This window comes from Pseudomonas frederiksbergensis, assembly GCF_017114915.1.
Classification (GTDB): domain Bacteria; phylum Pseudomonadota; class Gammaproteobacteria; order Pseudomonadales; family Pseudomonadaceae; genus Aquipseudomonas; species Aquipseudomonas frederiksbergensis_I.
Genome location: NZ_JAAUOE010000034.1, coordinates 23,692 through 50,473, shown reverse-complemented (window position 1 = coordinate 50,473; position 26,782 = coordinate 23,692). Strand labels below are relative to the sequence as shown.

Sequence of the window (26,782 nt, the reverse complement as noted above, 5' to 3'; positions counted from 1 at the left end):
AAGGATGGGATTCGAGCAAGCGCCAAAACGCCCCCGGCGTGTAACACCGGGGGCATGTTCGCTTACACCTTGATGTTCTGACGAACATTCCAGCCGTACTTGACCGGCCCGCCGTCCTTGGTGCCGTCGGCTTTTTGCGGCTGGTAGTCCACCAGCACCTTGGCGAAGTTCAGGGTGACGTTTTCGGTCAGGCGATCATCGCTGCCCGAGCCGCCGGTGCTCAGGGACGTGATCAGCACTTCTTCCAGGTTGATGATCATGTACTCGACCTGGCTTTCGCCGCCGGCCTTGCGCACGGTCAGCTTGACCTTGTCGATGTGCTTGCCGCTGGAGCAATGCATCATCAGGTTCGGTGTGGCCTTGTCGACGTATTTGGTCAGCGACAGGTCCTGGATGTTCACCTTGCCTGCACCGCCGCCGCTGCCCATGTGCATATTGCCGGACTGGGACATGCCCCAGCTCCAGTTCAAGACGTCGATTTCGTCCTTGTGGGCCTTATCCATGGACTCGCCCTTGATGTCGCCGATCTTGATGAAAATATCAACAGCCATGTTTTCTCCCTGTGTGGTCTCTACCACATTGTGTTTTTGCTGATCGTTCCCACGCAGAGCGTGGGAGCGATCACATCAAGGGCGGTGTTACGCGCCTTTTGCCGAAGGCAGCTTGGATACCAGGCGCAGCGACACGGTCAGGCCTTCGAGCTGATAGTGCGGGCGCAGGTAGAACCTGGAGTTGTAATACCCCGGGTTGCCTTCCACCTCTTCGACGATCACTTCGGCCGCCGCCAATGGGTGCTGGGCCTTGGTGGTTTCGGTGGAGTGCGCCGGGTCACCGTCGACGTAGTTGAGGATCCAGTCCTGCAACCAGCGCTGCATCTCGTCCTTCTCTTTGAAGGAGCCGATCTTGTCGCGCACGATGCACTTCAAGTAATGGGCGAAACGGCAGGTGGCGAACAGGTACGGCAGGCGCGCGGCCAGGTTGGCGTTGGCGGTGGCGTCCGGGTCGTCGTACTCGGCCGGCTTCTGCAACGACTGGGCGCCGATGAACGCGGCGAAGTCGGTGTTTTTCTTGTGCAGCAGCGGCATGAAACCGTTCTTCGCCAGCTCCGCTTCGCGGCGGTCCGAAATGGCGATTTCGGTCGGGCACTTCATGTCCACGCCACCGTCGTCGGTCGGGAAGGTATGTGCCGGCAGGTTTTCCACTTCACCGCCAGACTCCACGCCACGAATGCGCGAGCACCAGCCAAAGTGTTTGAACGAGCGGTTGATGTTCACCGCCATCGCGTAAGCGGCGTTGGCCCAGGTGTACTTGGAGCTGTCGGCGCCGTCGGTGTTTTCTTCGAAGGCGAAGGCTTCCACCGGGTCGGTCTTGGCACCGTATGGCAGGCGTGCCAGGAAGCGTGGCATGGTCAGGCCGATGTAGCGCGAGTCTTCCGATTCACGCAGCGAGCGCCAGCCGGCGTATTCCGGGGTGGTGAAGATTTTGGTCAAATCGCGGGGGTTCGACAGTTCCTGCCACGAGCCCATGCCCATCACGGTCGGCGAGGCGGCGGCAATGAACGGCGAGTGCATGGCAGCGCAGACTTTCGACAGTTCGCCCAGCAACTCGACATCCGGCGGCGACTGGTCGAAGTAGTAGTCGCCCACCAGGCAGCCGTAAGGTTCGCCACCGAACTGGCCGTATTCTTCTTCGTACATCTTTTTGAAGATCGGGCTCTGGTCCCATGCGGTGCCCTTGAACTTCTTCAGGGTCTTGTGCAGGTCGGTCTTGGAGATGTTGAGCACGCGGATCTTGAGCTGCTCGTCGCTCTCGGTGTTGTTGACCAGGTAGTGCAAGCCACGCCAGGCGCTTTCCAGTTGTTGGAAGTCCGGGTGGTGGATGACCTGATTGACCTGGGCGGTGAGCTTGGCGTCGATGGCGGCAATGATCGACTCGATCGACTTGATCGCATCGTTGGACACCAGGTCGGTCTGCGCCAGGGCCTGTTCGGCCAAGGTGCGCACGGCGGTCTCGACGGCTTCGCGGGCGCGTTCGGTCTTGGGTTTGAATTCTTGAAGCAGCAGGGAGGCGAACTCACTGGCTTCTTCGGTGGTGCCCAGTGTCTGGGCGTCTGCACGTACTGAATCGGTCATGATCATTCGTCCTGATTAAGCCTGAGGCTCGGCGGGCTTGGGCGCACTGGCAAGCGCCTGGAGCAGCGCCGGGTCCTTGATCGCCTTCATGATGATTTCTTCGGCGCCGGTCTTGCCGTCCATGTAGGTCAGCAGGTTGGCCAGTTGGGTGCGCGCTTCGAGCAGCTTGTTCAGCGAGTCGACCTTGCGCGCCACGGCGGCCGGGCTGAAGTCGTCCATGCTTTCAAAGGTGATGTCCAGGCTCAGGTTGCCTTCGCCGGTCAGCTCGTTGGGTACGTTGAACGCGACGCGTGGCTGCATGGCCTTGAGGCGGGAGTCGAAGTTATCCACGTCCACTTCAAGGAACTTGCGGTCGGCCACAGGTGCCAGAGGCTCGGCGGGCTTGCCGGCGAGGTCAGCCATAACCCCCATCACGAAGGGCAACTGAACCTTTTTCTCGGCGCCGTAGAGCTCGACGTCGTACTCGATCTGCACTCGAGGCGCGCGGTTGCGCGCGATGAATTTCTGAGAACTTTGCTTCGCCACGTTGCTGCTCCTGGTCGCTCAAGCGACGGTGTTGGCGTCATCGGCGGTGCCGGTGACGTGACTGCGTGATCCGTACGCTTTTATTCGCTGTCTGGTCCGCGCAGGTTTTCAAATTGGCTCATGCCGTCGGGAATCAGGTTGCGCACGATCGCCGCGAAGTCGGCGTGCACCAGATTCTTCGCCCGGTTCAACAGCACCGGCAGCGGGCTGGAGGGCTCATGACGGGTGTAGTACGCAAGAATCCGGTCCAGGCTGCGCAACACGTCGTCGCGGTTGTTGATTTCGCCAGTGCTGGTGCTGGTGCCGGTGTTGCGCGGTGCGCTCGGCGTGGTGGCGTATTCAACCGGCGCGGCGCTGTCGTCGCTGACGGAGTCGGGGAGGGCACTGTCGCCACTCTGCGGGGCGAACTGGCCGAGAATCTGCAAGGCCATCTTGAGCGGTTGCTTCAATGGGCCAAGGTCAACGCCCTGGGCGGAACCGACCTGTTCGCTGACCTGTTGCTCGATGACTTCGGCGGCGCTGCGGGCCTCGTGCAAGGCTTTGCGGGTGATTTCCAGCTGCTCGGGATCGCTGTCGAGGAACGCCCCGGCAAGCTGCTCGGCGCCGAGGTTTTCGCCGGGGAAGCTTTGCAGGCCGCTGGCATTGGCGGCGGCGCGCAGGCTGACTGCGCCGAAGGTTCGCGACCGGGCCAGGATGCTTTCGCGCAGCAGGCGAATGGTGACATCGGAGGTCAAGCCGGCGAGGGCATTGATGCGTACGGTGGGGTCGTTATCGTCGTCGGCATCCAGGCGCGGATGCAGATCGGCCCAGTATTGCTTGAGCAATTCGCTGATCAGCGTCAGGACATGGGCCAGGCCGGTGACGCCTTCGAGGGCAAGGGAACTTTGCAACAGGAAATGGGTGATACGCAGATCTTTACTGCGTTGTAGCAACTCCAGGCTTTGCTGCTGGATGCTGCGCCATTCAGGGGGTTCGGCAGGCAATATCGAATCGCCCATGCTGCGCTCGGGCTGGCCTTGGGAATCGCGTTCCAGGCGCAAAAAGTCCGCGTCATATTCCAGATCTTCGCCACAAGGCGAAGTCGCGGAAACGGCGGCGAGCAGCGAAAGCACTTCCACTGAATTGGATCTCCCTATCGCCCGCTGACAGAGTCGGGCCGTTCACACGTAAGTTCCAGATGGAACTTCGTATGTTTCCTTGAGTGTAATGGCTCTTTGGATATGCAATGATTTTAAAGTGCCATCATTGATATTCGAAAAGTTGTTCATTTTTGGTGTAGTACTTGTGGCTTGTCAAGGTAAGCTATTTCTCCTGTGTGACAATTGTGAGGTGCTTAACAACCAGCGCGACCAATAGGTCGAGGCTGGTACCGACGCAGGTTTTTTGTCATGCAACTCGGTTAATATCAGCAATTATGCTGTTAAAAAGCCGTTTTTTTAGGTTGTTTGCAAGGGTTGTCGGAGTCGTCTGGGGGTAGGTGCCCTCACTCGCCGGCGCGCAAAGTGTGCAGCAAGGAGGCAAGATGCCGCTGTGTTTGACTATCACTAGTTATCACAAGATTACCCCTGGCCAGTGCCCTGAAAAGTCCATGGATCAGGGGGTGATGGCAATAGGTCGTAACTCTGACAATGACTGGGTATTGCCCGATCCAGAGCGTCTGGTTTCCGGAAAGCATTGCGTTATTCAATATAAAGATGGCCGGTATTACTTAACCGATAACAGCACTAATGGTGTGGAGTTGGTCAAGGCCGGCATTCGTCTGCGCAAGGGCAACAGCGAGCCGCTGCAAGATGGGGAAGTTATTCGCATCGGTGATTATGAAATCCAGGCGCGCATCGATTTCAATCTGCCGGGGACCGACAGCCGCCCGTTTGCCGATGCATCCAGCAGCTTCGATGCCTTGATGGGGCGCCAGGGCGCCGTCGTGAAGGCGCCGACCCCGTTGCCCGTGAAACCCCCCGCACATTTTCAGGGCGTGTCGGCTATGGACACACTGCCGGACCTGTTCGACTTTCTGGCACCGAGCAGCATCCCGCCGGCCACCCAGCCCGACCATGTCCCGGTCGAGCAACATGACTTCCGACCACCGACCCCGATCTCCAACCCGGCGCCCATGACCGAGCCTGCGCCGCTGGCGTCGGCTCCAGCCCCGGTGATTCCGGAAGATTGGGACCTGTTCAGCGACAAGCCGGCGCCGGTATCGGTTGCCCCCTTGCCGGTTGCAGAAGTTGCGCCGCCACCCGCACCTCAAATCAGCGAACCGATCGAACCGGCCCCCTTGCGCGAACCGCCCGTCGCCATCGTCGAGCGCCCAGTCAATCCAGCCGACAACTCTCAACCCGACCTGTTGCAAGCCTTTCTACGCGGCGCCGGGCTGGAGCAAGTGCGCCTGGACAAGGCCGAGGCCGAAGCGCAAATGGAAAGCATCGGCCGCAGTTATCGGCTGATGGTCGAAGGCCTGATCGATGTCTTGCGCGCCCGCAGCAGCCTCAAGGGCGAGTTCCGTATTCAGCAGACGATGATTCAACCGGTGGCAAACAACCCGCTGAAATTCGCGCCCAACGTCGATGAAGCCTTGCTGTTGCTATTGCGCCACGGCAATCAGGCGTTCATGGCGCCGGACCTGGCGGTACGCGACAGCTTCGATGACTTGCGCGCCCACCAATTGGCGGTGATGGCCGGCGTGGAGGCGGCGATCAAACATCTGCTGGCGCGCTTCGAGCCGGCGCAACTGGAAGAGCGCATGGGCAGGCCCGGTGGCCTGTCGAGCCTTTTCAATGGCTCGCGACAGGCCCAGTACTGGCAGCAATTCACCGAGCTCTACAGCAATATTTCCCGTGAGGCCCAAGAGGATTTCCAGGACCTGTTCGGTCGGGAATTCAGCCGCGCCTACGAAGAACACAGTTCACGACAGCGCCGCCCCTAGCGTCGCCGTCGCATAACGCTACATAGCAAAGAATGGAACAACGGAAAGCTGAAACGTCATTGAGGACGCAGGATGATTCGCAGGTTTTTACTCACAGTCGCCACCGCGCTGCTGCTGACCGCGTGTGCCAGGGAGACGGCCAAACCCCAGCCCGAAGAGGCTGAGGCCGACACGGCCGCCGTCGAGCTGCACTTTCACGCCATTGCCGGCCTCAACCCCGGCGCCACCGGCCAGCCGGCCCCGGTCCGGGTGCGCATTTTCGAACTGAAGAATGCCGCCACCTTCGGTCGCTCCGATTATTTCGCCCTGGCCGAACGGGCCCAGGCGACGCTCGGCGCGGATCTGATCGACCAGGACGAAGTGCTGATCCAGCCCGGCCAGCAGTTGAGCCTGCAGCGCGACCTCGACCCGGCCACCCGCCATATCGGCGTACTGGTGGGGTATCGCGAGCTGGATCAGTCGCTGTGGCGCACGGTGATGAACGTCCCGCCGCGCCAATACACCGAGTACCAGATCAGCCTCGATGTGCGAGCCGTGCGCAGCGCCGTCGCGGTTTCCCCATCCAGCCCTGCCCAATAAGCAATCGGAGCCCCCATGTCCTGGAACAATCGCGTGGTCTGGTCGGAAGGCATGTTCATCGGAACGCAGCACTTTCAGCAGCATGACCGTTACCTGGAAAACCTCATCGACGCCCGCAGCCGCCCGTTGTCGGCCGGCGCCTGGGGCTTCTCCGAATTGCTGATCGACCAGGGCCTGCTGGCCCAGGGCAAACTGGCGATCATCTCGGCGCGGGGCCTGTTGCCGGATGGCACGCCCTTCAACATTCCCCAGGATGACCTGGCGCCGAGCCCGTTGAATGTCGATGACAACCTGCGCGATGGCTTGGTGTACCTGGCCTTGCCGCTCAAGCGCGCCGGTGCGCGTGACACCGTTGACGAAGGCGAAGCCCTGGGCGCTGCGCGCTACGTGAGCCAGGTGCGCGAAGTGCGGGACGACAACGCACCGTTCGAAAACCAGGCCCCGGTGGCCGTGGGTTCGAGGGCGCTGCGATTATTGATCGCCCAGGATGGCATCAGCGATTACGCCGCCATCGGCCTGGTGCGAATCAAGGAGAAACGCGCCGACCGCGCCTTGGTGCTCGACGATACGTACATCCCGCCGCTGCTGGATGTGGGCGCCTCCAAACCCCTGGCGGCGTTTCGCAACGAACTGCTGGGCCTGCTGCATCAACGCGGCGAAGCCCTTGCCGGGCGGGTGGTGGCGTCCGGTGCCGGCGGTGCCTCGGAGATTGCCGATTTCATGCTGCTGCAACTGGTCAACCGTGCCCAGCCGTTGATCCAGCATTTGAGCCAGTTGAGCCCGTTGCACCCCGAGCGGTTCTACAGCGAGCTGGTAAGCCTGGCCGGGGAGTTCTCGACCTTTACCGCTTCCGGGCGGCGACCGCAGGAGTACCCGCAGTACCAGCACGATGACCTGGCGCTGAGTTTTGCGCCGGTGATGCAAGCCCTGCGTGAGGCGCTGTCCATGCTGATCGACAGCAAGGCCACGCCGATTCCGATCGTCGAAAAAGCCTACGGCATTCATGTGGCCATGCTGGCTGACAAGACCCTGCTCGACAGCGCCAGTTTCATCCTGGTGGTGCGCGCCGATGTGCCTGCCGAGACCCTGCGCAGCCGCTTCGGCCAGCAGAGCAAAATTGGCTCGGTGGAGCACATTCGCGATCTGGTCAACCTGCAATTGCCGGGCATCGGCCTGCTGCCGCTGCCGGTGGCACCACGCCAGCTCCCGTATCACGCCGGCTCCACCTATTACGAACTCGACCGGGGCAGCGAGCATTGGCAACAACTGGCCAACTCCGGCGGTTTTGCGTTCCACATCGCGGGTCAGTTCCCGGGATTGAACCTGGCTTTCTGGGCGATCCGAGGATAAACCGCGATGAACAACGACGATCGTACCCAGTTCATGCCGACCCCCGGTGGCCGTGGCGCCGCCCCGGTCGGCACGGACGCCGGTCGCGCCCAGCCCGCACCGCTGTCGATGCCGGCCGCGCCGGTGTTGACCGGCAACGCCGAAGGTCTCAACCCTCTGGAGAGCGCCGCTGGTCCGCTGCTGGCTTTGCTGACCCGCTTGCGCAACACCATTGCCCACCCGGCGCCGGCGAGCCTGCGGGCGCAACTGCTGGCCTACCTGCGCCAGTTCGAGGAACGCGCCGAGGCTGCCGGCGTGGTGCGCAACGAGGTGTTGCTGGCTCGCTACGCCTTGTGCACTGCCCTGGATGAAGCGGTGTTGAGTACGCCGTGGGGCGGCACCAGCGACTGGGGCAAGCAGAGCCTGCTGATCACCGTGCATAACGAAGCGTGGGGCGGCGAAAAGGTGTTCCAGTTGTTGGAGCATTGCCTGCAAAGCCCCCGCGAACGTTTGTATCTGCTGGAGCTGTTGTACCTGTGCATGTGCCTGGGTTTCGAAGGGCGCTATCGGGTCATGAACGACGGTCGCAGCCAACTGGAGGCCTTGCGCGAACGCACCAGTGCGGTCATCCGCAGCGCCCGTGGCGATTATGAGCGTGAACTGTCGCCCCATTGGCGCGGCGTCACCGTAGCCCGCGACCGGCTGGCGCAATTCATGCCGCCCTGGATCGCCGTGGCCATCGGCGTGGCGTTGCTGCTGGCATTGCTGTTCGGCCTGCGCTTGAAACTGGCCGCCGATGCCGAGCCGGTGTTCAAAAACATTCATGCGCTGGGCGAGATTCCGGTGCAGGCCATCGACCGTCCGGTGGTGCAACCGAAACTGATCGAGCGTCCTCGTCTGGCGGGCTTCCTTGCCGATGAAATCAAGGCCGGTCGGGTGGCTGTCGAAGATGCCGTTGACCGTTCAGTGGTGACCATCCGTGGCGATGAACTGTTCGCCTCGGGCAGCGCCAGCATCGTCGACAATTTCCAGCCGCTGATGCTGCGCATCGCCGATGCCCTGCGCAAGGTCAAGGGCCAGGTCCGGGTGACCGGCCACAGCGACAATCGCCCGATTGCCACCCTCAGGTTTCCATCGAACTGGGCCTTGTCCGAGGCGCGGGCCACGTCGGTGCTGCAAATCCTTTCGGCCAAAACCGGCCAGCCCGAGCGCTTCAGCGCCGAAGGCCGCAGCGACACCGAGCCGTTGGCCTCGAACGCCACGACCGAGGGCCGCGCACGCAACCGTCGGGTCGAAATCACAGTGTTGGCGGAGGGAGTCGAGTGAAGGCGTTTTTCAGTTTTATCATCCGCTGGATCATTCCATTGCTGGGGCTGATCGCCCTGAGCCTGATCATCTGGTTCGTCGGGCCGCTGCTCGAATTCCTGGTGCCCGAAGGCCGGCGCTGGGCGCTGATCATTCTGGTGTTCGCGGTGTGGATCGCCTACCGGGTGTTTCGCATCATCCAGGCCCGCCGTCAGGCCGCCGAAGTCATGCGTAGCCTGGCGGCGCAAACCCCGCCGGACCCGACCAGCATCGCCACCTTTGAGGAGCTCGAAACCCTGCGCCAGCGCATGGACGAAGCCCTGGCACTGTTGAAGAAAGCCAGGCTGGGCGGTGACGAACGCCGCAACCTCTACGAATTGCCGTGGTACGTGATCATCGGCCCGCCGGGTTCGGGCAAGACCACGGCGCTGGTCAATTCCGGGCTGCATTTTCCGTTGGCGGCGCAGTTGGGCGCCGGGGCGGTCCGTGGTGTCGGTGGCACGCGCAATTGCGATTGGTGGTTTACCGATCAGGCCGTGCTGCTCGACACCGCCGGGCGCTACACCACCCAAGACAGCGACGCGACGGTCGATAAAGCCGCATGGCTGGGTTTTCTCGGCTTGTTGAAAAAACAGCGGGCCCGACGCCCGATCGACGGTGCGTTTATCGCCATCAGCCTCTCCGACCTGCTGCTGGGCAGCGACGCCGAACGCGCCGCCCATGCCGCCGCGATACGCCTGCGGATTCAGGAGCTGTACACCCAATTGGGCGTGCGCTTCCCGATCTACCTGATGCTGACCAAGCTCGATCTGGTGCCCGGCTTCATGGAGTATTTCGACACCCTGAGCAAGGAAGAGCGGGCGCAAGTCTGGGGCATGACCTTCGCCCTGGACGACGGTAAAAGCAATGACAGCCCGCTGGCCCATCTGCAAAGCGAATTCGTCGGCCTGGAGCAACGCCTGAACGATCGGCTGGTGGAGCGCTTGCAGCAGGAGCGCGATCCCGCACGACGGGATCTGATCTACGGTTTCCCACAGCAGTTCGGCGCGTTGAAGGATTGCCTGCAAAGCTTCCTCGAGGGCGTGTTCAAACCCAATGCCTTTGAAGAGCGAGTGCTGTTGCGCGGGGTGTATTTCACCAGCGGCACCCAGGAAGGCAGCCCGATTGACCGGCTGATCGGCTCCATGGCCCAGAGCATGAACCTGGACCGCCAGCACCTGGCGCGCCAGACCGGCACCGGGCGCAGTTACTTCATCGAAAAATTGTTCACCGCCGTGGCCTTTGCCGAGCGTGGGCTGGTGGGGGTCAACCCGAAAGTCGAACGTCGGCGCAAATGGATCGCTCAGGGCGTGCTGGCCTCGACCGTGGCCCTGGTGCTGGTGGTCGGGACCTTGTGGTGGATCAGCTACCGCGCCAATCAGACGTATATCGCGCAAGTCGATCAGAAAGTCGTGCCCTTGGGTCAGGCCGTGCAGAACCTCAGCCCGGCACAGCGGGACGTGCTTGCGGTGTTGCCATTGCTCAACGCAGTGAAGCATCTGGCCGACGACTCACCGAACTGGGCCGAAGGCCTGGGCCTGTATCAGGGCGACATGCTTGAAGCCGAGTCCGGCAGCGTCTATCGCAAGCTGTTGATCGCGGTCTTCGCGCCACGCTTGCTCACGCGCATCGAAGAGCAACTGCACGGCGGCGGCCATTCGGATTTCCTTTATGAAGGTTTGAAGGCCTACCTGATGCTCGCCGACAGCGAGCATTACGATGCCGACTTCATCAAGGCGTGGATCGCCCTGGACTGGGACCGCAGCTTGCCGCGCGACTTGCCGGCCGAGCAGCGCGTAGCCCTCGGGGAGCACTTGCAGGCACTGTTCGAGCGCCATCCGCCCACCGCGCGTCTCGACTCGCGACTGATCGATGACCTGCGCCGGCAGTTGCAGCAACTGCCGGTGGCCCAGCGTGTCTATGACCGGATCAAGCGGCAGAAACTGCCGGACGGCATCCCGGACTTTCGTCTCAACGAAGCGGCCGGGCGCGATGCCGCGCTAGTGTTCAGCCGCAAGAGCGGCAAGCCGCTGGGCGAACCCTTGAGTGGCTTCTTCACAGCCAAGGGTTACCGCCAAGGGTTTTTGCTCACCAGCCTGAACCAGACCGGCACCCTGGCCGAGGAGCAGTGGGTGCTCGGTCACGATCAGGCAGAACAACAGAACGTCGCCAGCCTGGCCGCCGACGTGCGTCGCCTGTATTTCCAGGATTTCCAGCGTCAGTGGGACGCCTTGCTGGCGGATATCGACTTCGTACCGATCACCAGCGTGGCCCAGGCCGCCGATGTGCTGCGGGTGATTTCCGGGCCGACCTCGCCGTTGAAAAAACTGCTGGTGGCGGTGGCGAAGGAAACTGACCTGCAACAGGAAGAACGCCTGCTGGCCGCCAAGGGCGCGCCGGTGGACGGCGGGGTCGACAAGCTCAAGGAGCGTTTGGGCACCTTGCTCGGCCAGGAGCAGGCAACGCAAAACACACCTGCGGCCAGTGACGATCCCGTCACCGCGCATTTTGCTGAACTCAACAGCCTCGTCAGCAAGAACGAAGGCGAGCCGGCGGCCATCGACGGCCTGCTGGCCGACATGAACGCCCTGTATGTGCAAGTCAGCGCCATGGTCGGTGCCAGTGGCGACGCCTTGCTCGGTGAAGCCAAGAACCAGGCCGCGGCGGCCGCGACACGGGTCAGCCTCAACGCCGAGCGTCAACCAGCGTTGGTGCAGGGCCTGGTCAAGTCGGTGGTCAACTCCACCACCAACAGCATGATGGGGGGTGTTCGCAATCAACTGAACGCGGCCTGGACCAGCGAAGTGGTGAATATCTATCGCCAGTCTTTGGCCGGGCGTTATCCGATGTCGCCGGGCAGCGCGCGGGACGCGACCCTGGACGACTTCGGCCAGTTCTTCGGCGTGGGCGGGGTGATGGACAACTACTTCCGCAAATACCTGCAGCCGTACGTGGATACCTCGACCCAGGCCTGGCGCTGGCAACCGGGCGCCGCGCAGAAGCTCGGCATCGCCCCGGGCGTGCTGCAAACCTTCCAGCGGGCAGCGGCCATCCGGGATGCGTTTTTCCGTTCCGGCGGCACCCAGCCGATGGTGCGCTTCGAACTCAAACCCGTGGCAATGGACGCCACCATCACCCAGTTTTTGCTCGACCTCGATGGCCAACAATTGAGCTACGACCACGGCCCGAGCCGCCCGACCGCCATGCAATGGCCCAACCCCGGCAGCATCGGCGTGGTGCGGATTTCGATCATGCCGCCCGCGGCCAGCGGTCGGTCCGGCATTACCCTGGATGGCCCCTGGGCCTGGTTCCGCCTGCTCGAGCAATCGGACCTGACCGCCGGCAACTCGCCGGACCGCTTCAACCTGCGGCTGCGGGTCGACGGCGCCAGCGCTTCTTATGAGCTGCGGGCCAACAGTGCCTTCAACCCGTTCAAGAGCCGTGTGCTCAGCGGTTTCAGCCTGCCGGAGCGTTTATGAGCACGCCGGGCTTCTATGGAAAGTTGGCCAGTCGCGGGGATTTTGTCAGCCGTGGCTTGCCGCAGAGTTTTATCGGCCCTTGGGATTCATGGCTGGCGGCGGGTTTGCTCGCCAGTCAGAGCCTCGGGGAGCGTTGGCTGAATGCCTATCTGGTCAGCCCGCTGTGGCGCTTTATGGTCGCGCCCGGTGTGTGTGGGCCGCAGGCCGCCGTGGGGGTGGTGATGCCGAGCGTCGATCGGGTGGGCCGGTATTTTCCGCTGACCGTCGCGGTGCTGCTGGATCACGATGCCGACCCGGCGTCGGTGGTGAGCGGTTCGGACGCCTGGTTTGAACAGGTCGAGCAATTGCTGTTGAGCACGTTGAGCGTGGAGGCGAGCTTCGAAGCCTTCAGTGCAGCGCTGGAGGTGCTGGGCAGTCCGACCTGCCTGCCGCGCACCCCGAGCAGCCGTATTGCCGGCCTGAACCGCTTTGATGCCACCGATCCGCAGGCGCGAATGACTGCCCTCGCCGAACAGGCCTGCGATGGGGCCAGTGTGTGGTGGGGGCAGGGGTCGGAGCGCATTGCCCCCGGCTTATTGCGGTGCCAGGGACTGCCGGCCGCCGCTGATTTTGCGCAATTTTTGCTCGGCCAAGAAGGTGTCGTGTAAATGTGTCCAAGCGTTGGAAAGACATTCAAGTCTGCAAGCAAGAGTCATGTCGGCATGGTCCGCCAGGTTAACGAAGACGCTTGCCTGGACCTGCCGCAACAAGGCCTGTGGGTGGTCGCCGATGGCATGGGCGGGCACGCGGCGGGCGACTACGTCAGCAGTCTGATTGTCGACAGCCTGCGTAGCATTGCCGTGGGCCGCTCGCTGGATGAATACGTCGCGGCGCTGAAAACCGACCTGCTGCGGGTTAACGCGGCCGTGCGCGAAGAAACCGCCAACCGCGGCGTGACCATGATGGGCAGCACGGTGGTGGTGCTGGCGGCGCGTGACTTGCGCGGGGTATGCCTGTGGGCGGGTGACAGTCGCTTGTATCGCCTGCGTGACGGCCGGCTCAAGCGCATTTCGCGGGACCACAGTTACGTCCAGGATCTGCAAGACAGCGGCCTGCTCAGCGAAGCCGAAGCCCGGGTGCATCCACGGTCCAATATTGTCACCCGCGCCATCGGGGTCCAGGCCCAGTTGGAGCTGGCGATGGTCGAGTTGCTGTTGAAGCCCGGCGACAGTTACCTGTTGTGCAGCGATGGGCTGAACAAGACCGTTGAAGACCATGAGATCCGCGACGTGCTGGGCCACGACGAGCCCGGCGAAATCGCCAGCAGCCTGGTGTCCCTGAGCCTGATGCGCGGCGCGCCGGACAACATCACCGTCATCGTTGTGAAGGTGCCGTCATGAACCTCACCGCGAGCATTCTGATCCCGGGCTACGACATCGACGGTGAGATCGGCGAAGGCGCCATGGCCAGCGTTTACCTGGCGACCCAGCGCTCGCTGGAGCGCAAGGTGGCGTTGAAAGTCATGGCCGCCGCGCTGGCAGCCGACCCGAGTTTCTGCGAACGCTTCCTGCGCGAAGGCAAAACCCTGGCGCGCCTGTCTCACCCGCATACGGTCACCATCCATGACATCGGCAATGTCGGTGAGCTGTATTACATGGCCATGGAATACCTGCCCAATGGCACGCTCAAGGAGCGCATTGCCGCTGGCCTGACGCCGGAGCAGGGCCTGATCTACATCCGCCAGATCGCTTCGGCCCTGGGCTATGCCCATGGGTTGGGGCTGGTTCATCGCGACGTCAAACCGGCGAATATTCTGTTCCGCGCCGATGGCACAGCGGTGCTCTCGGACTTTGGCATCGCCAAGTCCCTGGACGACCGCACCCAGTTCACCCAAGCCGGTTTCGCCGTCGGTACGCCCAGCTACATGAGCCCGGAACAGGCGCGCGGCCAGGACATTGACGGCCGGGCCGATCTGTATGCCCTGGGCGTGGTGCTCTATGAAATCCTCGTCGGCAAACTGCCGTACACCGGCAACGACGCGCTCTCCACGGCCCTGGCGCATTTGACCGAACCGCTGCCGGAGCTGCCGGTGCATCACGGTCGTTATCAAGAGGTGCTGCGCAAGCTGTTGGCCAAGGATCCGGCCGAGCGTTTCCCGGATGCAAAAGCGCTGTTGCAGGCGCTGGATAATCTGCCCGGGGAATCAGCTGAAGCGACCACGATCCGGCCGTTGCCCCTTCCGGTGAGCAATGACCTGGCGGGACTGACGCCGGTGTCCATCGACATACCGACCAGCCCCGCGCAGCCACAACCTCAAGCCAAGCCTGTTGCGCCGACGGTGAAGCCGATGTCGCAGTCCACGGTTTCGGAGCAGCGCAAGGGGCCGGTGTTCGCACTCGCCGCCGTCGCGATAGCCGTCGCGCTGGCCTTGGGTGGCGGGGGGTATTGGTGGCTGTCCGGTGACGTCGAAGCGGACGCCAAGGCGCCGGTGGTTTCAGTGCCTGCAGTCAAAACACCGCCACCAGCCGTGGCGCCATCGGTGAACCCGCCCGTGGCGACGGAAGTGGATGACGGTCAGCGTCCGCTGCTGATGGCCGGCAAGAAAACCTTGTTCCAGCGGGTGCTCAGCAAGCCGGGGGCGAAACTCGCCAGTGATCCGGGAGCCACACCCGGCAAGGCCTTGCCGGCGTTTTCCGTGCTGTACGTCTATCAGCGCAAAGAGGTTGCCGGCAGCCCATGGCTGCGCGTCGGCGCCGCCACCGACGGGCGCAGTGACGGCTGGTTGCCAGCCGAACACGTCAGTGACTGGAAGCAAAGCCTGGTGCTCAAGTTCACCGAACGCTCCGGCCGTGCGCCGGTGATGTTTTTGCGTCAACCCGGCGAAGTGGAGCGGTTGCTGGCCGACCCTTCGGTGGCAAAAAACCTGTTGCTCAAGGCCCAGCAGAACCACGAAGACAACCAGCAGGTGCTGGCCCTGGAACCGGCCGCCAGCGCGGTACCGCAAAACCAGTTTTACCTGTTGCCGATCTTCGATTCGCGCGAGGGCTTCGACGAAAACGGCCAGCCGGTGCAGTTGCTCAACGTGGCGTCCATCGACCCCGGCAATGCGCCGAAGGCCGCTGCCAACAACACGCCCATCAGCACCGCTAATGCCGACGCGTTCCGCACCGCCGTGGTGTTGGTCGTCGACACTACCGTGTCCATGCAGCCTTACATCGATCAAGTCCGTGACGTGGTGCATCAACTGCAAACCCGCATCGCCGAGCGCGGCGAGCTGGACAGTGTCAGCTTCGGCCTGGTGGGGTTTCGCAGTAGCACCCAAAAAACCCCGGGCCTTGAATACGTCGCCAAAACCTTGATCACCCTCGAACAAGGACGCGACCCGCAGCGTTTCATGGACCTGGCGCGTCAGGTCAAGGCGTCCACGGTCTCGAGCCATTCGTTTAACGAAGATGCCTTTGCCGGTGTGATGGAAGCGGTCGAGGGCATGGACTGGTCCGGCTATGGCGGGCGCGTGATTCTGTTGGTCACCGATGCCGGTGCCTTGCGCAAGAACGACCCGTATGCCGCCACGCAAATGAACGAGGCCGAAGTGCGTCAGGCCGCGCTGGGCAAGCAGATCAAGATCTACGCCTTGCACCTGCTCAGCGATGCCGGCAAGAAAACCCATGGCGGTGCGCAAAGCCAGTACCGCACCCTGACCGCCGACGCCAACCCGCAGATCGGTGACCTGTACATTCCGGTGCCGGGCGCCGATGTGCGCAAGTTCGGGGAACGGGTGGACGAGATCGGTTCGGTGTTTGCCGACCTGGTGCATCAGGTGCGTAGCGACAAACCGCAAACCGTCCCGCTGCTGAGCGCCGCGCCGAGCCTGACCGACAAATCGGCGGCCGTTGGCTACGCGATGCACATGGACTTTCTGGGGCGTAAAGCCGCCAGCCAGGCGCCGCAACTGGTCAGCGCCTGGACCGCCGACCGCGACCTGACCAACCCGGCACTGCCGGCGTTCCAGGTGTGCGTGATGCTGACCAAATTGCAGCTCAACGACTTGCAGCAATCGCTGAAACTGATCGTCGATGCCGCCCGCAAGACCCAGACCTCACCAAAGGATTTCTTCCAGGAAATCGCCAGCGCCAGTGCCTACATGAGCCGCGATCCCTCGGCTTTGCGCAAGGGTGGCAACCTGGCCGATGGCGGGGTTCTGGGTGAGTACCTGGAAGGGCTGCCCTACCGCAGCAAGTCGCTGAACATGACCCAGGATTTGTGGCTTTCGCTGAGCGTGGCCGAGCAGGAGGACTTTATCGACGAGCTGGACTCCAAAATTCGCCTCTACGAAACCTTCCACAACGACCTGGCCAACTGGGTGCGTTTCGGCGATGCCGAACCCGGTGATGCTTTGTACCGCGTTCCGTTGTCGACGCTGCCGTGATGATGAACCTGAGCGCGGTGCACAAAAGCCGGGGCGTCGGCGGCCAGCGCTACAGCCTGGTGATTCCACGGCTGCAACTGCGTGCCGGTGAACAATGGGCGGTGGTCGGTCCCAGTGGCTGCGGCAAAAGCACGTTGCTCGATTTGCTGGCGCTGGTGCTGGCGCCGGATCAGGCCGGGCAGTTTGATTTTGCGCCCGGCCAAATCAGGACGGACATTGCCAGGCTATGGCGCGCAGAGGCGCACAGTGCCTTGGCGGACCTGCGCCGCCGGCACTTGGGCTACGTGCTGCAAACCGGTGGCCTGCTGGATTTTCTGGACGTGCGCGGCAACATCGACCTGTCGCGCCAACTGCTCGGCTTGAAAGACGATGGCAGCGTGGATCGCCTGGCCGGGGCACTGGATATCGCCGATCAACTGGGCAAAAGGCCGGGCGGCTTGTCCGTCGGCCAACGGCAACGGGTGAGTTGCGCCCGTGCCCTGGCCCATGGGCCGCGTCTGTTGCTGGCCGATGAGCCGACTGCCGCCCTCGATCCGCTGAACGCGGAACGCGTGATGCAGTTACTGGTGACCCACGCCCGCGAACTCGGCGTGTGCTGCGTCGTCGCCACCCACGACGAGTCACTGGCCCGCGCCAGCGGTTTGCAGGTGCGGCGCATCAGTTGTCATCGCGACGTCGATGGCGGTGTCACCGCCACTCTAGGGGAGGCCTGCTGATGCGCGGCGCGCTGGTGGCTTCCCTGGCCTGGCAGGATTACCGCAACGATGCGTGGCTGTCGGCCTGTTCGGTATTGGCGCTGGTGGCGGTGATCGCGCCGCTGCTGGTGCTGTTCGGTTTGAAATTCGGCCTGGTCAGCAGTTTGACCGAGCGCCTGGAAAACGACCCGGCCACCCGGGAAATCATCCCCTTGGGTGGCGGCCGATTCAGTGCCGCGTTTATCGAACAATTGAGCCAGCGCAGCGACGTGGCTTTCGCCTTGCCGCGCACCCGACAAATTGCCGCGACAGCGGATCTGAGCGCTGGCGCTTCGACGGTGACCGTCGAAATGATCCCCAGCGCCGCCCACGATCCGTTACTCGGCAATCTGCCGGTGCCCCAAGGGCTGGATCAGGTGCTGCTCAGCCAGACCACCGCCGAAAAACTCGGAGCCAAGGCCGGTGATTGGTTGCAGGCCAGTTTTGGCCGGCAGGTGGCCGGTCGTGGCGAGGCGCAGCGTACTCGCGTTCAGGTGCTGCAGGTTCTGCCGCTGGAAGCCTTCGCCCGGGACGGATTGTTCGCACCGTTGACGTTACTGGAGGCGGCTGAAGATTACCGGGACGGCCGCGCTGTGCCGGTGTTCGGTTGGCCAGGTGATGCTGTGGGCGCCACGGAGCAGCGGGTGTATCCGGCGTTTCGCCTGTACGCCCGCAGCCTCCAGGATGTCGAGCCGCTGCGTCAGTACTTCGCTGCGCAGAATCTGTTGGTCTCGACCCAGGCCCAGGCCATTGCCCAGGTGCAATCGCTGAGCCGCAACCTGTCGATCGTGTTCTGGATCATCGCCGGATTGGCCCTGACGGGAGCGTTCGCGGCGATTTTTGCCGGGGCACTGGCGGCGGTCGAGCGCAAGCGTCGAGCGTTATCGGTGTTGCGCCTGCTGGGGTTTTCCACGGCGGCGTTGCTGTTGTTTGTAGTGGTGCAGGCGCTGTACAGCGCCGGCCTGGCCGCCCTGTTGAGTGCCGGGCTGTATGGCTTGGCGCAATCGGGTCTGAACCATTTATTTGCGCAGATGCCGGGCGAGTACGCCAGCCATCTGCTGGCGCGTCACTACGCGTTGGCCCTGGCGGCAGTGCTCGGCGTCAGTGCCGTGGCGGCGGTCTGTGGCGGCTGGCGAGTGGCGCGTATCCAGGCGTGTGAAGGAATCCGAGATGTATAAGTTACTGGGCGCCGCCGTGGCGCTGAGCCTGGCCGGCATGGTCTGGGCTAATGAAAGCACCGACAAACTGGACAACCCCAAGCCGTTGCCCGATGACGTCAGCCTGCCGCTGCCGTGCGAAGGGCAGATGGTGTTCCGTTACGTCTACATCTTGGCGCAGGGCAGTCTGGACGACCGCGAAATCAGCCTCGGTTACCCGTTCAGCGAAGGCGAGGCCGGGTATCAACAGTCGTTCATCTCCGGTTACCGCCGGGACTTTATCAACGGCCAGTTCACCCTCAAGGATCTGCCCAAGGACTGGAGCAAGAGCATCACCCCGTTGATGCCCAAGACCGACGCCAACACCCCGCTCAAACCGATGCTCTATTTCATCGGCAAATACGAGGTCACCGCCCGCCAATACGCGCAGGTCATGGCCCAGGCGCAATCGTTGGCCAGCGGCGAGCCGGCGCCGGCCTGTGAAGCCCTGCAAGCCGAGCTTCCCCAAGGCATGGCCGGGCGTTTGCCCAAGGTGAAATTGTCGCGGTTCGAGGCCGAACGCTTTTCGGCGGTGTACAGCGCCTGGCTGATGAAATACCACAAGGACCTGCTGCCGGTGAGCGGTCGCGGCACCTCGGCCGAGGAGGGCGGGCTGGGTTTTGTGCGCTTGCCGACCGAAGTCGAATGGGAATTCGCTGCCCGTGGCGGGCAAGCCGTCAGCCGTCAGGACCTGGAAGGGCGCCTGTTTCCCCGGCGTCTGGACGGCAGCGAAAGCGACGGACCGCTGGCCGATTGGGCAGTCTTCAATCAAGTCGCCGGCGGCACCGGCCAGGCTGCGCGGTTGATGCCGATCGGTACCAAACTGCCAAACCCCATTGGCTTGTTCGACGTGATCGGCAACGCCGCCGAAATGGTCCAGGAGTCCTTCCAACTGGTGCACGCCGGACGCCGCCAGGGCACTTATGGCGGCTTCGTGGTCAAGGGCGGCAACTACCTGGAAGGCGAGGGCACCTTGTTCACCGGGATGCGCCGCGAGTACCCGCTGTTTGCCACCGACGGCACCGAACAAAACAACGAAACCACCGGGTTCCGGGTCGCGATTGGCGCGTTGTCGGCACCGCGTTCGCGCTACAAGGAACTGTTTGCCCAGTGGCAGAAAGAAGGGCGGCTGGCTTCGCTGACCGATGCCATCGACGACGCCCAGGACCCGACCAAACGCCTGGACAGCATCATTGCTGCCAGCGTCGACCCGCGCCTGCAAGCCGAGTTGGGGCTGGTCAACGAAGAGCTCAAGCGCAACGTCTCGCTCATCGCCCAGCAGCGCGAAGAAGCGGCCGGCAACCTGATCCAGTCGGCGGCCCTGGTGGCCGAGACCATCAACAACTACAACATTCGCCTGACCAATTTGCACAAGAGTCGCCAGCAGGCCGTGGACGCCAAGGACGAGGCCAGCGCCAAGCTGTTCGCCACGGCCATCGACAACGGCCGCAGCGCGCTGGACGGCGCGGTGGCGATCTATATCGACAACCTGGCGACCGGCACGCGCTACACCGATGCCGTGATCCAGGCGCAGTTTCAACGCATCAAGGAAGAGTTGGAGCGCAAGCCGGTACTGGGCAAAAGCCTGGTGACGCGCGCGACGTTATTCGTTCGCCATGTCGGTGACTATCGTCAGCAACGACGAGCCGACCCGGCGGCGATATTGAAGGAACTGCTCGCATCGAACGCTCAGCGGTCTTGATCGTTCGTTGTACAGCGAGCCTGGAAGGGACTCAGGCGGCGGTGGGCCGTGCTGAGCGAGTCAAACTTAAAAGAGAACACAACTATGCTTTCCTCTCGTAAACCTTTTGCTTCGGTTTCCAAGCGTCATCTGCTGCTGGTCGCCGTCGGCTTCAGCACCGTACTGACCGGCTGCGCCACGTCGCCGACCTCCAAGGTCGCCTCGAGCACCAAAGTCGAGTACTACCCGAACTGCTACGAGCCGGTGCAGCACCTGCGTGCCACCGATTCGAACATGACCAAGTCGGTCGTCACCGGCGCGGCCGTCGGCGCTGTCGGCGGTGCCCTGCTGGGTGCCCTGACCGATTCCGAGAACCGTGGCCGCAACGCCGCCATCGGTGCAGCGGGCGGTGCCCTGGCGGGTGGCGCGGCTGGCTACTACACCGAACGTCAGAAGCAGATCGCCGATGACAACCAGCGCATCGCGTCCTACGCCTCCGACGTCAACAAAAGCGCCGCCGACATCGACCGCAGCACCGCGTATGCCAAGGCTTCGCAACAGTGCTACCAGAGCGCGTTCACCAAACTGGTCGCCGACCGCAAGGCCAAGACCGTCAACGACACCGAGGGCCGCAAGCGCCTGGCAGAAATCGTCGCGGGCCTCAAAGAGTCCAACGACCTGATCGTCGCGGTGAACGGTAAAGCCAGCGAAGACCTGAACAACTACACCCAGGCCTACGAAAAAGACCTGCAGCAAGTCGGCGTGCAGCGCACCGACGTGGTCACCGTGGCGACCGCCGACACCACACCGGTCGTGACGCCAACCAAGAGCAAAAAAGCGGTGAAACCGGCGAAAAAACCGGTGCTGCCAACCGTGCCGAAAGAAGCGGTCACCACCGAGAAAACCCTGCAAACCGCACAAGCCAAACAGGCGGAAAGCAAACAAGTCGCCAGCGCAGGCACCACTCAGGTCAACAGCATGTGCAAGAACCCGGATCTGGGCGACTGGGCCCCGGTACCTTGCCCGAATGTTTGATTGAGTTTTCTGTAGGGCTTTGATCATTCCCACGTGTTGCGTGGGGATGATCTGTACTGGCTATGCCTTGGCGCCATGCGCCGCCATCTCCTGCGCTTGTAAATGATCCAGCGCTCGCGTCACCAGCAATGCACCCGTCGGCCATGCGACTGAGTACCAAGGCTACAAAGCGGCGTGAGCCGTCCATATCGTCGGCGAGGTCGGCGACGATGGAATGAAAACCTGCAGGATGTTAACGGCGGCGAAAGCACGCTTTACCAGAGCCCAAATCCACCGCGAGGCAATCGGGTTCAATCGCCAACTGGAGGTCGTCGAACAAGACTCCCAAATTTTCTTTCGTATTGTCGGGCAAGGTGTCAGCTTTTAGCGTCAGGGTGTTGCCTTCGACATGCCAAGTCCCTTTGGCAATACCGTCTGCGCTTCCATAAGTTATCCCTCCGGCAAAAGTGCCGTCCTTTCGCAGCAGCAATTCCGCTCCTATTTCCATTGCGCCGTGCAAGAAATAATGCCCGTCCAGCGAACTGGACTCTGCTGCGGCGTAGGCAAGAGGCTGCCACATAAGCGCTGCGAAAAGTAATGTTCTTAAATCCATGTATTTGCGCTCCTTACCAACTTCCATAGGGGATACCGAACTTGTCGATGTAGGCTTTGGACTCTTCTGAAAGCGGCCGATGTTTTCCATTGGACGTGCCCCCGTAGGGACCTTTGGGGCTGATAGTGCCTTGGACTCGGGTGACTTCGGTCGATTTAAGACAAGGCCCACCCAACCACACCTTGGCGATTCCTCCTGGCGCCAGACCGATGGTCAAAAACTTTCGGTAATCGGTTTTCCATTTGCCTACCGCACCGCAATAAGCTTTTTCACCCTTGAGCATGGTGTCACGCGCAGATTCGGGGATCTCGATGTAGGCCCCGTAGGTCTGCGGTTCTGCCATGGACTGCCAACGTACATAGACCAAACGAGGCAGGTCAGCCCCGATGACATACCGGCCTTTTCCTCCGGGATTTTCTCGCCATCCCGCTGGTTTGCCTCTGAACTCGGACGGTACGCCTTTGCTCATTGCTCGTGGATACCCCATAGCCGGTATACCGCTGCCCGCGCGAAGGAACACGCGCTCATTGATATCAACGACACTGGCCGTTTCGATCCAGACTTCCATATAGTCAGGCGAAAAAAAATCAAGGCTCCACGCGTCATAAGGTAGTGATCTGCTCTCGACAGAGGCACATCCTCCCAACAACACAAATAGCAGCGCAAAGCCGGACTTAAGCAAGGGTGAGCACCTATGCATTGGGATGCACCACGCGTTTATAGTTTTCGGCAGGTCGATTAATAAACACGATGTTCAGATCGCTGTTGTTCCAGCCTTTGGCAGCATTCCAGTTGGCAGACAGATGGATGTAGCGGCGGTAGAGCAACTCCTCTTCGTCGAGGCTCAGGTTCGTTCGGCGAGTGGCGCCTAACGCGTAAGCCATCAGTTTTTCGGCAATCGATTTCAGCTCTGTCGGTAATGCATACGTTTGATCCTCTTCGTCAATAACCTTGAACGGGACGTCGTGCCGGGCCCCCAACTCGCGCATGATTCGCAGGTAAACCAACGCCAGATCGTTGCGCACAGTCCGCTGACTGCGCACTGCTGCATACACATTTTTCGACTTGGATCTGTCGCCTTTTGCGTTGTTGGTTACCTCCTCGGCCCAGGTTTGCACCTCCAGTGCAAGCCCATACAGGTTAAGTTGATCCTGAAGGCGACCTAGCTCTTGCTCAGCCCAACGATAGGCGGTTGACGCTGTGTAAGGCACGTAAAGTTCCATGTCGCGGCTGCAGCGCGGCTTGCTAAGCAGAACTCGTTCAATGAAGTTTGGTATATACCCACCACCCAAGTCGGAGTGGACGCCGGGCAGCTCGATATCGGCAGCACCGGCGTTGTTGAGCGAAAAGTTGTGGCGGCGCTCGTCCCGAGCCACCAAATGCACGACTTTTTTTGCCACATCGGGCGCTAGATACAAGTTGACACCGGGATTGTTGGCGTCGTGAACGCTAAAGTCACCGTCAGCCATGTTGGCTACTGCGGCAACGGTGTCGAAGATGCCGATAAAGTTGATGGAGACATCGGTGTTGGTGCGCCAGGAAAAGTCCTCGGTAAACAACGTCGCATTGGCTGATAGCAGCGCTGCCAATGGGCTCTTCTCTCCTTTCCGTACTTCATTGGCAAAATGCCGTGCAGCTGCGGCACCGCGACTGAAACCGAAGATATCGAACTCGACACGTTCAGCCTTTCGATCAGGATTAGACAGTTTGAACTGCTCGACCCTTTCAAGAATAAGCGCTGGACTCTGCGCAACCCGCGCTGATACACCGTGTGCACCTACGCCGGTCATGGGTGAAAAAAGTGAATCCTCTCCACCACTGCTGGTACCGATACCCTCCAGATAAACGGGGATGTACCCGATGGTTTCGTCATCAGGCAATAACCGCTGACTGTCATCGGTGTACAGTTCATACAACTTCGCCACATTACTCGCGTCATTCCCATAACTGTCATCCGGCGTGTTCCCCAAACCGTCATACCCATGCGCCTGACAAAACCGCTGAATATCTTCAGCCTCCTCCAGCAGATTCACATCCCGGGCATAACACCCTGCGACCTTCTCACTGTTGGATCGGTTGTTCCCGGTGCCATCAAAAAACACCCCGATCCGTAATGTAATTCCTTCTTCAGCTTCGACCTCTTCCTCCTCTTCCTCCAGCGCCTCTGCCGCAGTGTCTTCCGTTGGCACAGGCACGGCTGGCGCCAGCAAGCCCGCCATTGCTCCCGGCAACAAGGCTTGAGCGGCCATGCCCGCCATCGGTGATCCGCCCTGCTCAATCTCGCTACTACTGAAAATCCCGTCAGCATTGATCACGATGTGCTGACCGCCGACCTTCAAGGTAATGCTCTCGCCCCCATCCAGTACAAGGTGTGTACCGGCCTTGATGTGCAGCTGCTCGCCGGCCTCGATGACCAGCGTGTCATCAACTCTCGTATGGCTGCTCCCGGCCACCTGCAGATAGTCATTGGTCCTGAGTTGCACCTTGCGATCCGCCATGACCGTGCGATGCTCTTCCGCCTCCAGCACCGTAATGCTGTCGCCCTTGATGGTTTCCCGGCGCTCGTTGCCCACTTCCAGCCGGCTGTCATTGACGACCTTCTGCTCCATATCCCGCTGAGCACGCAGATAGATCAACTCCTGCCCGGCGCGGTCTTCAATCGACAGTTCGTTGTAACCGCCGGTGGAGGGAGAGCTGTGGCTGCGCAGTACGGTTCTGGTTTTGTTTTCGGGCAAGGGGTAGGGCACAGACGTCACGCTGTTAGACGCGCACCCGGTGATTAGCGGCTTGTCGGGATTACCGTCCAGGAACGTCACGACGACTTCCATGCCGACACGCGGGATAGTCGCCGCCCCGTATCCTTCACCCGCCCAATTGGATGAAACCCTCACCCAGCAACTGCTCATTTGGTTGTTGAGTTCTGCCCGGTCCCACGGGAATTCGATTTTCACGCGCCCGTATTCATCGCAATAAATCTCTTCGCCCACCGGCCCGGTGACGCGGGCGGTCTGGCTGACCAAGGGTTCTCGGTAGGGCAGCGGTGGTCGGAAGGCCACGTCCCACGGAATTGCCGTGAATTTATTGCGGTAGCCTTGGGTGAATCCGTCCTTGGGTTGGGGGTCGTGGATAAGCGCTTCTTCGAGAGATTGAGGCTGTTTCCCTACGTGAGTAACACTGAGCAACAACCACAGATCGTTGTACTTTTTGCATGGGTGTTCGGTGATTCCGAAGAAGTGGCCGCAGCGCAACATGGGTTGATCGCTTTGCCCCTTGGCTACTGCATAGTCAGTACGGTGTCGTTCCAGTGCCTGTTGGACCAGCTGTTTACCGCGCTTTCCGGTCACCATCTGCAATGGGAAGCGGTAATCTTCGAGAGTTGGGGCGACTTCGGAGGTGACGCTGTTTTCCAATAACAGACTGGAGCGTTGGAAGTCATAGTCCCGGCGAGTGACCTTACTGGTTCGGGTCTTGTAGATCAGGGAGAGTTGGTCGATAACCGGGTGCTCCGCCACCATGTCCGAGCTTTGGCGGTAGGGGGTTTCGCCCAGTGTGGGAACGAAGACCTGATCCTCGGTAAACACCAGCAAATGGCCGTCCCGGGAATGCTGGTGATGCCATCCAATACCGTCCTCGGCGCACAGCCGTTGGACGAATTCGAAATCACTTTCCCCGTACTGCACGCAGTACTCGCGCTCGGGACTTGTTCTGACGTGGAAAGTAAATGCATTGGCCTGGATGCCGTGACCCTTGAGCACCTTGGTGACGATTTGCGGCACCGTCAGGTGCTGGAAAATCCGTTGGTTGTGGCTGAACTGCAAGTAGTACAGCGCGGGCACCAGAGTCAGGTGATAGCGGGTCAGGCGTTCACCAGATTCTCCCGCGCCCACGTCTTCAATACGGCCATGAATCCCTTCGCCGTTCAGGCCGAACTGGAGAAAGGCCGGTTGGCTGAGCAGGCTCTCCAGATCGACATCGGGGTACTCGCTGACCAGGTCGACGTGAATTGAATACAAGGAGCTGATGGTTTCAGTGCCTTCAAAGGCCAGCACTTTGAAATCGTTGCGGACCGTCGGAATCACAAGCGTGAACTGGGCAGCATTGGCCGGTGCGAACATGCGCTTATCCTTTTGCTGTTTAGTCGCTCATCCTTAAGCTGAAAGAGATTCAAATCGCGATGCCCAAGCCAAACCTGGTCTGGACAGGCGTCAATGGCTGAACACGCTAACAAGGCATGAGTGGGATTGATGTAGGAAGGGATCGCGACGTCCGGCCAGAAACTTCCCAAGTTCAGAATGTTGGGCACATAAATTGTTATCAATTTAATGTTGTTTTTTACTTGGCTGTTGGTGTTCGCCGAATTGTTTGTTGATATCAGTAATGTTTCGGAATGGTCCTACATTCAACGCTTTTTATTTTTGGCATGCTTCACGCCCCATCAAGAGCAGACTCATTACTGAATGCGGAAATGGTTGTGATTTATCCAAAGGATGGCTCTATTCCAGTGGTTTGTGACGAGGTTGTCATGCGATGAGATGTCGGTTCGACATCATTAGTGCTTCTGCTACATATAGGGAAAATTCCTACGAGCGGCAGAGATACTTCGTCTTGCTATCTGATTAGATGCTTTCCAGTGGTTGCAATGTGCCAACTTTGAAGGAGTAAGGCCTCAATAAGGAGAGGCTCTTAGTTGTTCTTTTATGCTGCCAAAAGTCATTGGGATTTCAATGGGCAATGACAGTTTTTCTAACTAAAGGCCACAGATGTCCCACTCAAGCAAACTTTCCGCCCATTACCTTGAACTCGCAAAAGTCTCTGTTTCCGA

Annotated in this window: 19 protein-coding genes and 1 pseudogene; 12 read left to right on the top strand and 8 right to left on the bottom strand. The window is 61.1% G+C overall.

The window, feature by feature from the left end:
• Window positions 1-62: 62 nt before the first annotated feature.
• The 4 genes from HCU66_RS21100 to tssA form a co-directional block, all read right to left on the bottom strand.
• Window positions 63-551: an Hcp family type VI secretion system effector gene (locus HCU66_RS21100; RefSeq protein WP_205890406.1), complete on the bottom strand. Its 489-nt coding sequence runs from the start codon at window positions 549-551 to the stop codon at window positions 63-65.
• 87 nt (window positions 552-638) lie between these two features.
• Window positions 639-2,132, bottom strand: coding sequence for a type VI secretion system contractile sheath large subunit (tssC, locus tag HCU66_RS21095; protein WP_205890405.1), 1,494 nt, complete (start codon window positions 2,130-2,132; stop codon window positions 639-641).
• 15 nt (window positions 2,133-2,147) lie between these two features.
• Window positions 2,148-2,657, bottom strand: coding sequence for a type VI secretion system contractile sheath small subunit (gene tssB / locus HCU66_RS21090; protein WP_102614536.1), 510 nt, complete (start codon window positions 2,655-2,657; stop codon window positions 2,148-2,150).
• Between the two features lie 80 nt (window positions 2,658-2,737).
• On the bottom strand, window positions 2,738-3,775 hold the full coding sequence (gene tssA / locus HCU66_RS21085) for a type VI secretion system protein TssA (RefSeq protein WP_205890404.1): 1,038 nt from the start codon (window positions 3,773-3,775) through the stop codon (window positions 2,738-2,740).
• A gap of 404 nt (window positions 3,776-4,179) precedes the next feature.
• On the opposite strand from tssA, the gene tagH reads away from it, so the two are divergent.
• The 12 genes from tagH (at window position 4,180) to tagQ (ending at window position 21,368) form a co-directional block, all read left to right on the top strand.
• The gene (tagH, locus tag HCU66_RS21080; protein WP_205890403.1) at window positions 4,180-5,583 is read left to right on the top strand and encodes a type VI secretion system-associated FHA domain protein TagH; all 1,404 of its coding nucleotides are present in this window, start codon (window positions 4,180-4,182) and stop codon (window positions 5,581-5,583) included.
• 72 nt (window positions 5,584-5,655) lie between these two features.
• The gene (tssJ, locus tag HCU66_RS21075) at window positions 5,656-6,162 is read left to right on the top strand and encodes a type VI secretion system lipoprotein TssJ (protein WP_205890402.1); all 507 of its coding nucleotides are present in this window, start codon (window positions 5,656-5,658) and stop codon (window positions 6,160-6,162) included.
• Between the two features lie 15 nt (window positions 6,163-6,177).
• Window positions 6,178-7,512 (top strand): type VI secretion system baseplate subunit TssK, encoded by a 1,335-nt coding sequence (gene tssK, locus HCU66_RS21070; protein WP_205890401.1) that lies wholly within the window; start codon window positions 6,178-6,180, stop codon window positions 7,510-7,512.
• A 6-nt stretch (window positions 7,513-7,518) separates the two neighbouring features.
• A complete protein-coding gene (locus HCU66_RS21065) occupies window positions 7,519-8,817 on the top strand; it encodes a DotU family type VI secretion system protein (RefSeq protein ID WP_205890400.1) in 1,299 nt (432 codons plus the stop codon).
• On the top strand, window positions 8,814-12,314 hold the full coding sequence (tssM, locus tag HCU66_RS21060) for a type VI secretion system membrane subunit TssM (protein ID WP_205890399.1): 3,501 nt from the start codon (window positions 8,814-8,816) through the stop codon (window positions 12,312-12,314). Before HCU66_RS21065 ends, tssM begins: the two co-directional genes overlap by 4 nt.
• Window positions 12,311-12,961: a type VI secretion system-associated protein TagF gene (gene tagF, locus HCU66_RS21055; RefSeq protein ID WP_205890398.1), complete on the top strand. Its 651-nt coding sequence runs from the start codon at window positions 12,311-12,313 to the stop codon at window positions 12,959-12,961. The genes tssM and tagF overlap by 4 nt, the downstream gene beginning before the upstream one ends.
• Complete coding sequence (locus HCU66_RS21050) at window positions 12,962-13,693, top strand: PP2C family protein-serine/threonine phosphatase (RefSeq protein WP_205890397.1); 732 nt, start codon at window positions 12,962-12,964, stop codon at window positions 13,691-13,693.
• Window positions 13,690-16,722 carry a serine/threonine-protein kinase gene (locus HCU66_RS21045; protein WP_205890396.1) on the top strand — a complete coding sequence of 1,011 codons (3,033 nt, stop codon included), beginning with the start codon at window positions 13,690-13,692 and terminating at the stop codon, window positions 16,720-16,722. Before HCU66_RS21050 ends, HCU66_RS21045 begins: the two co-directional genes overlap by 4 nt.
• Window positions 16,722-17,438, top strand: a complete 717-nt coding sequence (locus HCU66_RS21040; RefSeq protein WP_205890414.1) for an ABC transporter ATP-binding protein — start codon at window positions 16,722-16,724, stop codon at window positions 17,436-17,438. Before HCU66_RS21045 ends, HCU66_RS21040 begins: the two co-directional genes overlap by 1 nt.
• Entirely contained in the window at window positions 17,438-18,634 is a 1,197-nt protein-coding gene (locus HCU66_RS21035; protein WP_205890395.1) for an ABC transporter permease, read from the top strand. Before HCU66_RS21040 ends, HCU66_RS21035 begins: the two co-directional genes overlap by 1 nt.
• On the top strand, window positions 18,627-20,354 hold the full coding sequence (locus tag HCU66_RS21030; protein WP_205890394.1) for a formylglycine-generating enzyme family protein: 1,728 nt from the start codon (window positions 18,627-18,629) through the stop codon (window positions 20,352-20,354). The genes HCU66_RS21035 and HCU66_RS21030 overlap by 8 nt, the downstream gene beginning before the upstream one ends.
• An 84-nt stretch (window positions 20,355-20,438) precedes the next feature.
• Entirely contained in the window at window positions 20,439-21,368 is a 930-nt protein-coding gene (gene tagQ / locus HCU66_RS21025; protein WP_205890393.1) for a type VI secretion system-associated lipoprotein TagQ, read from the top strand.
• Window positions 21,369-21,428: 60 nt separating this feature from the next.
• On the opposite strand, the pseudogene HCU66_RS27590 reads toward tagQ, so the two are convergent.
• From HCU66_RS27590 to tssI, 4 genes and pseudogenes are all read right to left on the bottom strand, one after another.
• Window positions 21,429-21,582, bottom strand: a pseudogene (locus HCU66_RS27590) (DUF6124 family protein); the annotation flags it as partial.
• Between the two features lie 18 nt (window positions 21,583-21,600).
• Window positions 21,601-21,960 (bottom strand): hypothetical protein, encoded by a 360-nt coding sequence (locus HCU66_RS21020; RefSeq protein ID WP_205890392.1) that lies wholly within the window; start codon window positions 21,958-21,960, stop codon window positions 21,601-21,603.
• A 13-nt stretch (window positions 21,961-21,973) separates the two neighbouring features.
• Window positions 21,974-22,660 carry a DUF2931 family protein gene (locus HCU66_RS21015; RefSeq protein ID WP_205890391.1) on the bottom strand — a complete coding sequence of 229 codons (687 nt, stop codon included), beginning with the start codon at window positions 22,658-22,660 and terminating at the stop codon, window positions 21,974-21,976.
• The gene (gene tssI / locus HCU66_RS21010) at window positions 22,653-26,075 is read right to left on the bottom strand and encodes a type VI secretion system tip protein TssI/VgrG (protein WP_205890390.1); all 3,423 of its coding nucleotides are present in this window, start codon (window positions 26,073-26,075) and stop codon (window positions 22,653-22,655) included. Before tssI ends, HCU66_RS21015 begins: the two co-directional genes overlap by 8 nt.
• Window positions 26,076-26,782: the final 707 nt, after the last annotated feature.

Bases quoted from the DNA above. Each gene is read 5' to 3' on its own strand.
- tssK (WP_205890401.1), top strand. From the start codon at position 6,178: ATGTCCTGGAACAATCGCGTGGTCTGGTCGGAAGGCATGTTCATCGGA.
- HCU66_RS21035 (WP_205890395.1), top strand. From the start codon at position 17,438: ATGCGCGGCGCGCTGGTGGCTTCCCTGGCCTGGCAGGATTACCGCAAC.
- tssJ (WP_205890402.1), top strand. From the start codon at position 5,656: ATGATTCGCAGGTTTTTACTCACAGTCGCCACCGCGCTGCTGCTGACC.
- tagF (WP_205890398.1), top strand. From the start codon at position 12,311: ATGAGCACGCCGGGCTTCTATGGAAAGTTGGCCAGTCGCGGGGATTTT.
- HCU66_RS21020 (WP_205890392.1), bottom strand. From the start codon at position 21,960: ATGGATTTAAGAACATTACTTTTCGCAGCGCTTATGTGGCAGCCTCTT.
- tssI (WP_205890390.1), bottom strand. From the start codon at position 26,075: ATGTTCGCACCGGCCAATGCTGCCCAGTTCACGCTTGTGATTCCGACG.
- HCU66_RS21065 (WP_205890400.1), top strand. From the start codon at position 7,519: ATGAACAACGACGATCGTACCCAGTTCATGCCGACCCCCGGTGGCCGT.
- HCU66_RS21030 (WP_205890394.1), top strand. From the start codon at position 18,627: ATGTATAAGTTACTGGGCGCCGCCGTGGCGCTGAGCCTGGCCGGCATG.
- HCU66_RS21040 (WP_205890414.1), top strand. From the start codon at position 16,722: ATGATGAACCTGAGCGCGGTGCACAAAAGCCGGGGCGTCGGCGGCCAG.
- tagH (WP_205890403.1), top strand. From the start codon at position 4,180: ATGCCGCTGTGTTTGACTATCACTAGTTATCACAAGATTACCCCTGGC.
- tagQ (WP_205890393.1), top strand. From the start codon at position 20,439: ATGCTTTCCTCTCGTAAACCTTTTGCTTCGGTTTCCAAGCGTCATCTG.
- tssC (WP_205890405.1), bottom strand. From the start codon at position 2,132: ATGACCGATTCAGTACGTGCAGACGCCCAGACACTGGGCACCACCGAA.
- HCU66_RS21045 (WP_205890396.1), top strand. From the start codon at position 13,690: ATGAACCTCACCGCGAGCATTCTGATCCCGGGCTACGACATCGACGGT.
- HCU66_RS21100 (WP_205890406.1), bottom strand. From the start codon at position 551: ATGGCTGTTGATATTTTCATCAAGATCGGCGACATCAAGGGCGAGTCC.
- HCU66_RS21015 (WP_205890391.1), bottom strand. From the start codon at position 22,660: ATGCATAGGTGCTCACCCTTGCTTAAGTCCGGCTTTGCGCTGCTATTT.
- HCU66_RS21050 (WP_205890397.1), top strand. From the start codon at position 12,962: ATGTGTCCAAGCGTTGGAAAGACATTCAAGTCTGCAAGCAAGAGTCAT.